General features: G+C 38.5%; 4 protein-coding genes. 1 reads left to right on the forward strand and 3 read right to left on the reverse strand.

What is annotated here, in order from left to right; genetic code table 11:
• Positions 1-689 precede the first annotated feature (689 nt).
• Entirely contained in the window at positions 690-1874 is a 1185-nt protein-coding gene (locus C3B55_RS02780) for a DUF2252 family protein (protein ID WP_129211901.1), read from the reverse strand.
• Positions 1875-7215: 5341 nt separating this feature from the next.
• Here C3B55_RS02780 and acnB point away from each other — a divergent pair.
• The gene (acnB, locus tag C3B55_RS02785; RefSeq protein WP_129211270.1) at positions 7216-9825 is read left to right on the forward strand and encodes a bifunctional aconitate hydratase 2/2-methylisocitrate dehydratase; all 2610 of its coding nucleotides are present in this window, start codon (positions 7216-7218) and stop codon (positions 9823-9825) included.
• Positions 9826-9881: 56 nt separating this feature from the next.
• On the opposite strand, the gene C3B55_RS04590 is transcribed toward acnB, so the two are convergent.
• Positions 9882-10034 carry a hypothetical protein gene (locus tag C3B55_RS04590; protein WP_157978056.1) on the reverse strand — a complete coding sequence of 51 codons (153 nt, stop codon included), beginning with the start codon at positions 10032-10034 and terminating at the stop codon, positions 9882-9884.
• A 1212-nt stretch (positions 10035-11246) separates the two neighbouring features.
• Entirely contained in the window at positions 11247-12536 is a 1290-nt protein-coding gene (locus tag C3B55_RS02790; protein WP_129211272.1) for an aromatic amino acid transport family protein, read from the reverse strand.
• Positions 12537-15178: the final 2642 nt, after the last annotated feature.

A 15178-nucleotide genomic window follows, 5' to 3' on the forward strand; every position in this document is an offset into this window, starting at 1 on the left:
ACTTGATAGGCATAGTCCTTTTCAAGTGACGTCAAAACACCTAAAAGCATAAGCTATGGCTGTGGCAGCAAATAACTAGCATGGTTCTCAACCTTAATAACCTTTAATATGCTGACCAGCATAACGCCACCACCTACAAGGGCAGGACAAAGAAAAGTTTAGCGCTTACTAGACAAAACCAGATTTATTACACCTCCACCTCAGTGGAGGTGTATTCAGCTAATAATTAAAAATGCATAGACCACACAATAAAGTCAACCAAAAAACTCATTAATTACTTTTTCACTGCCCCCACCCTCCAGCAAATAGCCATGTATACTAAGATAGCGGCACTAGCAAAGCTAGGATTACCTGGCTTTGCTTATATCTACAGCGTAATCAACACTATAAGTAGTAGGTTACCCGGAACTGAGTGCAACTATCTCATTCGGCTGGAAATAACTGTAGGTAAAGGATTTGCCGCGGATCCAAGGGCGGTCGTGCTGTACTAAAGCCAACTGAGTACACATATCAGAAAACACTGCAGACGGCCATTACTAACTATTGGCATACCTCCACAAAAATATCCATTGTGAATTTTATAATAATCTAACGTCAAAGTTCAGTGCAGCGGTGGTAAATTTAGCGTAGTAAAGAGCACTTAATTAATTTTTTTGACTGTCCAGTCATGAGCTTGAAGTTGGACTGACTCAACACTTTAACGCATATCGCCTACAATGGTTCAAATACCCCTGCTCGTAGTTACCTACCAACTGCACTACACTGGTCCATAACCACGACGGTGCATCTAGCTGCTTGGAGCGGTTTTCCTGCAGTACCGCCATCCAGTCCTTACGCGTATCACGATCCATCTGCCGAGCATGAGCAATACCTATTATGCTAGCTAGGTAACCAGCAGCGTATATAGCATAAGTTTCGCTCAGTTCATCTAGTTTTAGCTTCATATCTTGAGGCAGTAACTCGCGGACAAAAAAAACATGATCCAGAAAACGCGTAGCGCGCATACGCTCCCCTAAACCTGGAGACAAGTGGCGGGCACCCTCGACTACGCGATAGCTATTATCGCGCGGCATGTTTGACTTAACTATATATGGTGCAGTAGCAGCCACTGCCTCCTTTATATCGATCAGGCAATACCTTTGATCATCTTTATCACCTATGCCCAGCAAAACAGCATAACGTAATAAGCCGAGAGAGCTGCAACCTTTAACCCAGTAAGCTGAGTCGAGTAGTTTAATCTTGGCGTCTTTATGGCGACCTTTGAACGAATTTACTAACTGATGGATTTCATACGAGGAGCAGAGGGTTTGTAAGGCGATTTTTTCTGCCTGCGACAATGACCAAAAATGCTTACCTAGAGGTATAGTCGGACGCGTATTTTCGATACGTTTACGCGCTAAGTTTTTCCAGGTTTGCTCAATAGAGCTATGCATGGCTACCTTAACCTGAGAAGGACGTAGCGCAGCCTTGTCTTGCTTGTCTTTAAAAGCATACTCATAACCCAGCATAATTCCTTCAAGCATACGCGCAATGATCACGCCAGGCAAGTCAGAGCCACGTGCAACAGTAGCCAACGAAAGGGCTAATCGTACAAGGTCATGAGCTGGGTTACCAATTACAGTCTGATCAAGATCACGGATATACATGTCAATACGACCCCTGAGATCGCCAGTAGGACCAAGGTTACCTGCATGACAATCGCCACAGATCCATATCTCTGGACCATGTGGTAAGCGGCAACCACGCTGGCTATGCAACCATTCATAAAACTGTACTGTGCTGCCGCGCACATAGGCATGTGCAGAACTAGCCATCTTCAGATTGCGCAGTTGAATAAGATGAGGCATACGGTTAGATGGACGCGGAATTTTCATGGATGAACTTGGTACGAAGTACTGGAAAGGTTCCATAAATATTTCATTTTATTTCACGAATAAAAGTTTGCGCTTGAGTATTCCTCTCTATCAGCTAGAACTTAAACGCTAGCCCAATCGAATTTTTAGAAAGTAATTACTTGTATGTTATAATTACCATAAGCGACATTATTACCGGTGACGTATCAGAAGTCAGCATCTAGGTAACGCCTAACTTCTAACCATGGCATCGGTTTGTTTAGCTGCTGAGAGGATACAGCCTGCACCAAGCGCTCAGTAAAGTCATCGAGAAAACCCTATTACTAAAGTTAATCTTGAACAACGATTTAAATCACATAGCAGGTTTTGCTGAACGGTAATTAGAGCAATTTAGCCATGCATCAACACTATAAAGTCAAGTGGCTGAATATTGGTATAGACGCAACTTATCGATGTACCGCTCCATAAAACCAGTTCGTTTAGTAGGTATTGGTATGCACATGGTTTATGTACTAAGCCAGAACATATACGCAGTGATTTTGATAAACAGTAATGATCAAAATGTCAAATTATTTAAAGCTGACTTATACTATCTGGAACGATTTTAATAAATATGACTAGACATGCAATTATCTACGAAAGCAGACTTTCTTGCGAACACGGAGTATTATTTGACTCATGCATAGGCTCACACTTAAGGGATTACGTCCACTATCAATGTAAGATACGCTAAAGGTCAGCAATTATGATCAAAAATTCTAGTGGGATTATTCATTATAGCAACGTTACTGCATATAGCCTTCTATTCCATCAGTAATCTACTCTGCGCAAGCGCCACAAACAAGATTCAACTTTTCAGATAAAACAATCAGCGCGATTATTAACATAATCGAGGGCAGTCAAGTAATACTAAAAGTTGCCTGCAGCAACACGTTAACTACGATTAATATGATTAATCTACTTCAGGCGTTCCAATATCACGCTAGCATTCATTTATTTCTCAGTTTTCTTTGAAAGTTAGAATGTTAATGACAAATATTAACACTGCTGTTTATGAAATTTAAGCATGATTGCTAACGAGCTGATCGAAGTATTAGCTGAATATTAACATCTAACAGCGCAGGTTCTCTGAATCAATTAATGATAGAGTATGCACCATCTTGCAGCGCCACTAGGTTTGATGGTGCATGAATACGTGATCGACACGCTTGAACCTTTTTAATGAATAATATATGCTACACTTGTAGTGCATAAACAATATCAGCAATCGCAACAAGCATTAAAACTTTTGATAAGTGGTTAGATTGTTTCGATGGTAACTACTATATCTGCTAATTAAGCAATGTTTTCTACCTGCAGCTTTCGGTAGCAGCACACAGGTCATGCTGAGGTACGCTTTATAAAACACTATATTCTTACAATATGCAATATGCATAAATACTTTAATTTGTATTAAAACTTAGATCTAAAATTAATTTATAAAAAATACGCTAAAGCTATCACGTACCTAACGCTTAGGTGGTTCTTATACTGCGTCTTTACAAGCTATCATTATCTCATTAGCACAGCTGGTCTAGACTTTTAAAAATTTTTATGGACAGCTGATAAGTATTTTTACACAGCCAGGCACTTAGGTAACACTTTAATATAGACATGTCTTCATTTTAAAGATAATACGCAGACACGCAACTATTCTTGCCAAATCAAAATCAACAGAGCCAGCCACTGTTGCAGCGTGGAAGATACATTAATTGGAGCTACACACAAGTTAGATGGTTAAAATAAACGTATTATAATAAAATGCTCAGGCTCAATGATACTATTACACATAGTGGCTAACGTAGCCAGAAACACCGTAGTCACTTAGTACAACATAGAAATCTATTGTGTGGATTATTCTGCTAACTGTAATCACAGGTAGATAAAATGCACTACTGCTAGTAATTTTTATCTATTACGCATAACACCCAAATAATTAAGTTAGATGTACGTCTTTTCTAGGATAGCGTAAACGTCAAGAAATTTAGATATAGATCTTTAGTAAACGACAGTAGATCTGCAGATAGTAGCACATAGTATAAATCTGCAAAAACCCAATACATAGCTTAAGTCTAACTTAATGGTTAGATTATGAGAAACCGCATAATAGTTCAAGTATATGCTAGATTACCCAATACAAAAAATCAAATAGTGTGAAATCAATACTATCTCGTATAGGTATATCAACCAGTAAAACTCAACTATCATGGGCCTACAAGGCAGGCGTTAACTACTTCTTAGTAGTAAAACTACATAAGTTAAACAGAAAAGCATATTTACTTATAGTGCGATGGTTTCTTATAAACTTTTCATCGATGAGCAATTTGAGCTGACTGACTTTTTTCCTAAAACATAAACACGTCATTGTTAGTGCCACCAAAACATGTGAATATAATTCACTACTAAAACGCCTGTTTAGCGCAAGCCATAATGAACAATGGCGACTTACAAATCAAGAAGCACCACAAAAATTTATCTCTCAGTAATATAAATGATTAAATATATCAAACTATTAGTTATTGTTAATAGTTGTATATATAAAGTTTAAAAAATTTTTGGCTAGCACATCTATAGCATGAGAGCATCAAAACTACTATTCTGGTACCATTTATATTTTATATATTACGAGGTAATTGGTTATTTAATTATTTGATCGACAATATCGACTACCACATGTAGCTAACTTTTTCATAGTCGACCTACAAGGGTCTACTTTGGAGTAATGATATGTTACCTATAAATTAGAATTACACAGAATTTAGCTAAACAAAATTGGCCAGGCCTATCGATTGTGCTACTTAGCGAATCTAACTAATTTATGGTTTAGTTGTATCTAATAACTCCTAATATTACTTAATGTTATCAGTGATATTTTAAATCACTTAATACTATCGCAACTTTACAATTCTAGGATGTTAGATTAATAGCCTTAAAGCTTATGGTTACTCATTGCAACGCATACAACCAACTCGGTACTATCCTAAATTTCTAACACATAGGAATACTGAGTACACTTAAAAAACTTTTTCCATCTTTCATCTCACTGTGTCTACTCAGTAACGCTTATTCAGTAAATACTGAAGACTAGTCAATTCAATATAGCTTATAGACTAGCTTCTGCGACACACTGCGTTATAGAAATAACAAAGAATGCATTGAGTTTCAGAATATTATAGATATCCTAGCGCTTTTCGTAATGATAAAAAACTAAAGTATATAATAGCGTCTATATGTCTAAAAACATAAGCAAGATTATGGCATACCTATAATAATAAAACATAACTTTTAATTTTTAATTAATGCTATAATATGGTATAATAATATTGATGATAATCAATACTCAGTATACGCTCGCATTATCTAAATAATGTCCAGTCACCACCATAGAATTGAGCATTTTAATGGTTTGCTATGCAGCTAGCTGACCTGCTTAATTTAGTGCCAATCCAACACTAAAGCAAGCTAGCGCAACGATCGTAGCTACCGTCGACGAGTTAGAAAAGTTCATAGAATTTAGAATAACTATCTATCAGAACGTTAGAGCTATTGTGATTAGTCAGTACTTCCTAACTATTACTGTATTTGATTAACAATCACTATTACACAGATACTCTGTGTACTGAATAGTATTACGCAGAAGGTTACTCACTAATGAGTAGTATATAGCGAAGTTCGATCTAAAGATAATAAAATTATGAATGCACAACAGCAGAGGTACTCACAGTCGCCTCGACTTACAGGGTTGCGTTGTTGATAACGCAATTGCGCTTACCATAGGCTTCAATGTTTTTAATTGACTTAAGTGCTCACTATATTCTGACCTAACTACAGCTTAACAGCTTGGAGACTAGCTTTCTATCTTACTTGAATCAAAATATATCAATAATCAATTTCTCTACTTTAGCGCATAATAGAATATTATGCAAGTTGATTTTGAGCTCAAAGGACAAACATATAATCTGCATGCGCAATTCACTGTAAATCTCGCTAGTTAACTAGCCCTGGTTGACGACCATAACAATAGCAGTGCTACCTACTATAAATTTACAATTCTTATAGTAAGTCGTGCAGAAAAAATTTTTAATCCGCCAGCACCAGCCTAGATTTGTGCTGGTGTTGGCGGCAACCTAAAAATTCGTTTATTTCTAACAAGCTCGCCAGGCTAAGTGGCAAAAAAGAATTACAAAATAGCGCTAAGTTCATCGCTGACGCCATATGTGCGCACCAGTATTTACTATACCTACAACAAAAATACAAATATTCAGTACTGTTTCGTGCTGCTCAAATTTAGCTCGCAGAAAAACGATTATAAAGTAACTACTGATATAGTATATATAATTGACTACATGAAATAATCATTGACTATGGCTTCTATATTACATGACTACTCAACATAATAATTATACGTAATTAGTGCTACACTATCACTCACGCTATTGACAGTAAGCCGAATGTTTTAGTTCAGGGAAAATTTAGAAACGCGTAATCATAAACAGTGCAAGACACTCCAAGCTAAGCTTAATATCAACAAAATACATTTGTATCTCAATAAAGATGTGCTCAATATATTGAGCTACTACCCTATAATGTGATATATTGTCACAGGTGATAGTAACCATTTTTGGTAGAGCAGTGCATACTAAGCCTTCCAGAAAGTGCATTAACGAATATAGTATAAGTGGTATTAGTAATGCATCTAGAATAGGATGCAGAAATCATGAATTTCAAAATTACCTGCGCGTTACTACCAATCAATGGGTACGCTTACTGATACTCGGATTGGTGCTGTGCGAAACTAATCTTAAAATTTTTACTATATGACAGCATATGATCTTGTCGCTAATGATTAGCTAGTGCGCCTACTCATTATCTATACCAATAGCTACTTAAGTTGCAGCCAAGGCTTAAGCAATTGTTTGTAAGCTATTCAATATAAACTAATGTAGGAGGCAAGCTTGATAGCTCAGTTTGATATGAGCAAGGCAAACACATCGGTGAAACGATACGCTAAATTAACCATTTAATTCAGCTTAATCACCAGTTAAGTTTAACTAGACAACTTATCTTTAATTTTTTTGTCATAAAATTATCCGGTTTCCAGAACGTTAATAATCCTCTGCAAACCACTACTCTTAAGCATTAAGAATACAATCGTTCATTAAGAACAATATTAGCGTGAGTTTGCCACTTATAAAGCAAGGGCCTGCACTAATCATTATCAGTGCCGCTCTTCAGGCGTAAAACTCTTACAGCAACATTCTGTAAAGAATGTCAGCAGCGCTTGCTGAGTCTTCTGTAAAATTATTGATGAGAGGTCATAACTGTGTTGAAAGCATACCGCAAACATATTAAAGAACGTGCAGCACTAGGTATTGTTCCCAAACCGCTAAACGCCGAACAAGCATTAGGCTTAGTCGAACTGCTGAAAAATCCTCCAGCTGGCGAAGAAGAATATCTAGTTAACCTGATCACTAACCGCATCCCACCAGGTGTTGACGAAGCTGCCTACGTAAAAGCAGGTTTTCTTTCCGCTATAGCTCATGGAGAAACTACTTCCCCTTTGATTGACAAAAAACAAGCTGTTAAGCTGCTTGGCACTATGCAAGGTGGCTACAATATCGTGACATTAGTAGATTTGCTAAATGTTACCGAGCTGGCACCTATTGCGGCCACACAACTCAAACATACCTTGTTGATGTTTGATACATTTTACGAAGTGGCTAAAAAAGCCAAGAAAGGCAATGAACACGCCGAAGCCGTAATTCAATCATGGGCTGATGGTGAGTGGTTTAAAAACCGCCCAATCATGGCCGATATGATCAGCTTGCGCGTGTTTAAGGTTAATGGTGAAACGAATACTGATGATTTATCCCCTGCTACGGATGCCTGGTCACGTCCTGATATCCCATTGCACGCTCTGGCCATGCTAAAAATGGCTCGCGAAGGCATTACGCCAGATGAGCAAGGTAAAATCGGCCCAATAAAGCAAATCGAAAAGATGCGCAGCCAGGGCTTCCCTATAGCTTATGTCGGTGACGTAATCGGTACCGGCTCATCGCGTAAATCGGCAACCAACTCGATATTATGGTTTTTTGGTGAAGACATTCCTTATATACCTAATAAGCGTACAGGTGGTTTCTGCTTCGGTAGTAAGATTGCTCCAATCTTTTACAACACTATGAAAGATTCCGGCGCACTACCAATCGAACTCAACGTCACCAATATAAATATGGGCGATGTAATAGATATTTACCCGTATGACGGTAAAGTTTGTAAACACGGCATTGATGAAGTAATAACCAAGTTCGAAATAAAGACCACGGTAATACTGGACGAAGTCCGTGCTGGCGGGCGTATACAGCTAATTATTGGTCGTAGCCTGACAAAAAAAGCTTGTACTGAGCTAGGTCTACCGCTTTCAACTATATTCAAACTGCCGAAAAATCCAGCTGAAAGTAGCCATGGCTTCACTCTAGCACAAAAAATAGTTGGAAATGCTTGCGGATTAGCAAAAAACAAAGGAGTGCGACCTGGCACTTACTGCGAACCCAAGATAACTACCGTTGGCTCACAGGATACCACCGGTCCAATGACCCGTGATGAACTGAAAGATTTAGCATGCCTAGGCTTTTCGGCTGATATGGTTATACAGTCTTTTTGTCACACTGCAGCTTACCCTAAGCCAATTGATGTAACAACCCACAATACCCTGCCTGACTTTATAATGACCCGTGGTGGTGTCTCGCTTCGCCCAGGCGACGGTATTATTCATAGCTGGCTGAACCGTATGCTGCTGCCGGATACCGTCGGCACTGGTGGTGACTCCCATACACGTTTCCCAATGGGTATTTCGTTCCCGGCTGGCTCCGGACTGGTTGCGTTCTCCGCAGCAACTGGCGTCATGCCACTAGATATGCCAGAATCGATCTTAGTGCGCTTCAAAGGAAAAATGCAACTTGGTATAACCCTACGCGACTTAGTTCATGCCATTCCCTACTACGCTATTAAAGCTGGCCTACTAACTGTAGAGAAAAAAGGCAAGAAAAATGCCTTCTCTGGCCGTATTTTAGAAATTGAAGGTTTAAGCAACTTAAAGCTAGAACAAGCTTTCGAGCTATCCAATGCTTCAGCTGAACGTTCTGCTGCTAGTTGTACTATCAAGCTATCGAAAGACTCTATCACTGAGTATCTTAACTCCAACATGACATTACTGCGCTGGATGATAAGTACAGGCTATGGTGATACACGTACTTTAGAGCGTAGAGCTCAAGCGATGGAAGCATGGATTGCTAACCATGAGCTGATGGAAGCTGACACCGATGCTGAATACGCAGCAATCCTCGAAATCGACTTAGTTAAAATTAACGAGCCGATCCTCTGCGCACCTAACGACCCGGACAATACCTGTCTGTTGTCCAGCGTTGCTGGAGAAAAGATTGACGAAGTGTTTATCGGTTCGTGTATGACTAATATTGGTCACTTTCGCGCTGCCGGTAAGCTACTAGAGCAGATTAATAGCCAGCTGCCAACCAGTCTCTGGCTATCGCCGCCGACAAAGCTAGATGCTCACCAACTGACTAAAGAAGGATACTATCGTATCTACCGTCAAGCTGGCGCACGCATAGAAATACCTGGCTGCTCGCTATGCATGGGTAATCAGGCACGTGTAGCGCAAAACTCAACTGTTGTGTCAACTTCTACACGTAATTTCCAGAACCGTCTTGGTGATGGCGCAAATGTCTACCTAGCATCAGCTGAGCTAGCTACAGTTGCTTCCATTCTAGGTCGCTTGCCGACCGTCAAAGAGTATATGGATTACGCAACAAAATTAAACATCATAGCTAGCGATGTTTACCGCTACCTCAACTTTGATCAGATTACCGAATTTCACAAAATATCAGCAAACGCTAACATTCCATTGATTCAGGCCTAAAATATATTAAAGCAGAAAGATGTCGAAGGTTTTATCTGCGGCATGAGCTGCAAAGCTCAGTTAACGTTTAAGGCAACTAAAATAGTGCTTGCGCAATAACGATTACAGAAAACTGTTATCTGCGCGCCTGTCGGATGTTTAGCCGAAGTAGCTGAATATTCCATACCGCCAGGAATACCGCTGAACAACCCAAAGATCAGATTAGCCACGACCATCGCCTAACTAGTCATGCATTAACAATGCTGCAGTGCGAACGAACCAGTAGTACTATTAAACTCTGCATACAGGATCCTTGTCCAGGTAAACACCTGTTGCTTATATGAAACTGTTCGGCGCATAGCAGTACGGGAAGATATTTAAATAAAACTAATTCGGTTGATGTTAGAAAGTATAATTAAAAACACGCTAGGCATAAGCGTAATGTGCACATTAACCTAGCTTTAATGAAGATAGGCAGCTAAAATAGCACCTAAATGATCAACACCAGTCCAAACAACACGTATGGTCTCAATACTGCATTATCTTTTGCTAGTCTTGTAGTAGTGTCAGTCAATATCTCAAAATAAAAAAAGAACGTTACCGAGACGGTTGTCAAACAGCTAGCACTAAACATGCTAGTAATACACTGGCTCAAAATATAAGACTATAATCTTGTCTTAAAGCGAAAACCAAGTAATCCAGTAGTACAGATTGCTCAGAACAAAATATCTTAAACACGATTTAGTGGTGCAACAACAAAATGTCTGTTTAAGTTTTCAATCAGCCAAGCCTATATTAATGAATAACGAGAGTCTTGCTGTGCGCCATGATTATAATCATATCTAGCAACTTAGCTGTTAGCTTTTAGCTAGCTAATCATACGGCTATAGAAAATCTATTACAAGAACTCAATGTGAAGAATTGCATTTTTGGTGGTAACTACCTACCATACGCAACAGACCAACCAAACCATAGTTAGAATTATTCTGTTAGTCAGCAAGTTTACGAAGAATAGTTTTATAGGTTTGACACAAGCAGTGCATATCTATAGATATATACCAAATATTAATGAAATGTTATGATACTCAAATAAGGCGCCGCACTTTACGAAAAGTAAGCTTCTGATCATTGTCAGCGGCAATCTATTGTCTTTTTACAGCAATCAGACAGACTAAAATAATAATATACTGACACTAATCTTGCTACCAGCATGCAAGAAAATTAGTGTTTGTCGAGTACAATAGAATGCTCCTTGCGCTCAATCTTGATACATACTTCGCCTTTTTTAGTGGCAACTTTCGAATCTATACAAAAGGTTAGTAAAGTGACGTATGACTTGCTTATAAGCAGTCGTAGGAGTAGGCTTGCTGGTTCTTTTAAAGAAACTAATACATGGACAGTTTAACCACCATGGATTCGCTACTTTTTTCAAAAAAGTAAAGCTACTTCATTATAATAGAAATAAACGAGTAGATCAATGAAGTAATCGCCATTAAACCTACTACCGTAACAAACACATTAGACACCTGCCCACGATACTTAGCCATGGCCGGTACTTTGCGAATCGCGTACATTGGCATTAGAAACAGGATCGACGCGATGATTGGACCGCAGAGAGTTTCGATCATCCCAAGAATACTTGGGTTTAGTGTCGCAACAAACCAACACGTTATTAATATAAAAGCAGCGATGATACGGTCTAGTGACTTAGCAGCTTGGCTGCTGCCGGTTTTAATTATGAGACCCTTAAGGCCTTCGCTAGCGCCAATATAGTGGCCTAGAAACGACTTAGCAATAGCCATAAACGCAATCAACGGTGCAGCAAAGGCGATGGCTGGATTATCAAATTGGTTAGCAAGGTACGACAGGATTGATAGATTCTGTGCTTTCGCTTCAGCTAGCTGCGCAGATGATAGAGTTAGCGCACAGCTAAACACAAAGAATAGCACGATTGATACCATTAACAAATGCGCACGATATAAAATCTGTGAACTACGTTTATCGGCATTGGCGGCATACTGGCGCCTCTGGTCAACCGCAAAGGCGGAGATGATTGGTGAATGGTTAAACGAAAATACCATTACCGGAATTGCTAGCCAAAAAGTGTTAAGTAGGGTTGATGGCTCCGGAACATAACTAATGGTACTAAAGATACCACCGGTCCAGTGCGGAATTAGGTACACTCCTAGCAGCAACAAAGCGACGATAAACGGATAAACCATAAGGCTCATAACTTTAACGATCACTTGCTCGCCACAAAGCACCACGGCTAACAGGCTAAGAATTAATGCAAATGCCATAACCACCCGTGGTGGCGGCATAATGTGCAGCTGATGTTCCATAAAGCTACTTACAGTGTTAGTTAGTGCTACGCTATAGATTAATAAGATTGGAAAAATCGCGAAGAAGTACAACAAAGTTATCAACATACCAGCCTTGAGGCCGAAATGCTCTTCAACCACACCAGTAATATCAGAACCATCATGGCTGGACAATATGAAACGGGTCAGGCTGCGGTGGGCAAAAAACGTCATCGGAAACGCCAGCAAAGACAGGATAACTAATGGCCAGAAGCCTCCAAGACCAGCATTAATTGGCAAAAATAACGTACCTGCACCAATAGCTGTTCCGAACAAGCCGAGCATCCAGGTAGTATCTTGGCGGCTCCAACTTGTAAGGGTTACAGATGTTGTTATATAGCGTTCCTCAACACCATTAGCCTGATGATTCATCTGGTTTGATCTCCGCATTTCCATGGCTTAGACAAGCCAGAAGAACGTAACAGACAGTGCCTCTTATAACAATTCCGCGATTGCTTAAGATGCTCTTGAATAAGCAAAGACTTAGCCATGGGACAGTTAAGCAGTACAGATACACCAGAACTGACGTAAACAATAGCTTCAGCTGGCCTAAGTATGATATAGATAATACATTCTTGCACAAATTTATTTTAGAATCAGGATCAGGATCAGCGCTCCTGGATTTATCCAATATATGCCTATACTAAAAAATTAGAGCTCTACCATATATGGCACGCACTAGCTCGCAAATAAGCTAAAATCAACCGCAAAATTATCACTAATGAGTAATGCGCATCTATTTTATGATTATGTATTGCATAGCAACACACCTCATACGTCGTAGCTACATCGTCAACCACGATGTACGATAGATTTATCGGTAGCTTATATGCAAAGATACACTAGTTTCTAGAATAAACATAAAACCTTAGCTGAATTTAATCTTGACTATCAAGAAAAATAGCGGCAGTTAATGATGTACTGTATACTCGTAGGTTGATCTTGTAGCTTTATTTTTATTAAATCACTTTACCAGTTATAACGTGAGCTGCTTAATATCAGACTTTATACATAACATATGTAAATATGTTACTACACGTGGTGTTGCACCATAAAGTATCTTTGCGCAGATACAAGATAAAGACTGTAAAGCTATACTGCCCACATACACGATAATAATCGGTGATATAACTATTACTTGTATGACGCAAGGTAGTAGTTTGTCGGATAAATTTATTGAGGCTGCACGAAACACTACACTACACATGATAGCCATAAGATGCATCAGTCGACAGGAAAAGTCAGCTGAAGAATTAATTAGACCATGACTCTGATGTAGTGATGAATCAACCTGACGATGATTATGGATACTTTATAAAGTCCTACTAGAAGAAATAGTTTTTATTGTTTCTCCTTATGGCTACTAATATAACAAGCGACCATTTAGGCATTAACATACACGCTAATTTATACGACTAACCGGAAAAATCTTCGAGCACGAACGCGTGCCGAGTACTAGCAGCTAGTTCATTACTGTACGCATAACGCTGATGAACCTATTTTGTTACCAGGCACATTAACAATGGTAGATTCACCTCTCTAAATAAACAACCAGTTTTAGCAGTTATAATACGGTTTAAAGTATATTAAATTCAGTGGTTATGTGCTCAACATACTAGGCATTGTTAGTAGTATTGCTTAATAAGCTAATGACTAGCTGTAGAATACTTATGTTTATGTTGACGCTAACCTAACAGTTAGCGATAAAATTAAATTTTTAAATCTACCATCAAAAAATCTATACTCATATAATTATTGAGGATTTATATGTCAAGGTGGGCATAGATTACAATATAACATATATAATGTCATATTATTATATGAAAAGAATGCAAGAGCGAGATATTAAATTTAATAATACTCATGCAGGAATTTTTTCTATTTATAAAAACATGCTGTCTTAAAAATCTATTATATTAATCTTCTCAAATTCTTAACGAATACCCACACATTATCGAGAGCAATAAGTCTTATATGATCCTAGTCCAGACGGCGGCTAGTTACAGCATGCACTGCTATTATCACTAGCCCTTACAGCATACCCACTAAACAAACATGAGATGCAACAAAAAAAGCAATTAATTATCTAAATTGAGATAAATTTTTAGATGCACTAACTTGAATGCTTACAATAATACAATAAAAATAATCAAATTAGATTACCATAGGTAACTATGAAGTAAATATACTTACAGACTGCAGTCTGTATGGCATTAGCTCCATAGTCAATCTATAAGGTTAATGCAGCAAATATTTTAAGCATGCTGCACGGTGGGCAATCTTGACATAGATTAAATGTTAAGGATAAGATATAAAACTGCTGCACATGGTGATCAAAATTTATAAGGATCTAACTAAACAAGCTATATAAGTAGTGCTAAAATCTACTATATCAGATCTTGGCTCATATAAATTAACTTCTGTAATCGTAAGAACCTTGCGGTATCTAGTAAAGAAGTCTCGAATCAAGCATTAATCTCTTGAATGAAATGACTACTCACGATCAACACTGATATTAGCTTATCTTTGGTACCTGTGCCCGTGAGCTTGGCTCACAAATCAATCATCTACAAAAATCTTACAATAGTAAGCTTGACTTGCAATAATTTAAATTAGGCAATACCAGGTCAAACTAAATCATGAGCAAGATACTGATAATGGTAGTGTTAGATACACGTAGGCTAAACAGTAATTGCTTCTCTATTATAAAATAAACATATCAGCTCACGGTATGTTGTGCTTATTTAAATGCAAGATTTATATGACCTTTGAATTAACTACGAAGTTTTTCGACTAGCAGACCTGTAAACGCAACTCACCAGAGTAATTATTTAGCTATACCTATCGCTAATGTTATTGCATGCATCATTTTCTGAATCATCAACATCCAATTAAGTTTTGTAAGAAATTTTGAAAGGCGCACTGGAGGCGCACGGTGGATTGCCTATTTAATTAACTATATCTACAACTCCTCAATGCTCTTATTCTTAAATTCAACAAACCGTAACCGGCGC

It is taken from the genome of Candidatus Pseudomonas adelgestsugas (assembly GCF_004124255.1).
In the GTDB taxonomy this organism is placed as follows: domain Bacteria; phylum Pseudomonadota; class Gammaproteobacteria; order Pseudomonadales; family Pseudomonadaceae; genus Aquipseudomonas; species Aquipseudomonas adelgestsugas.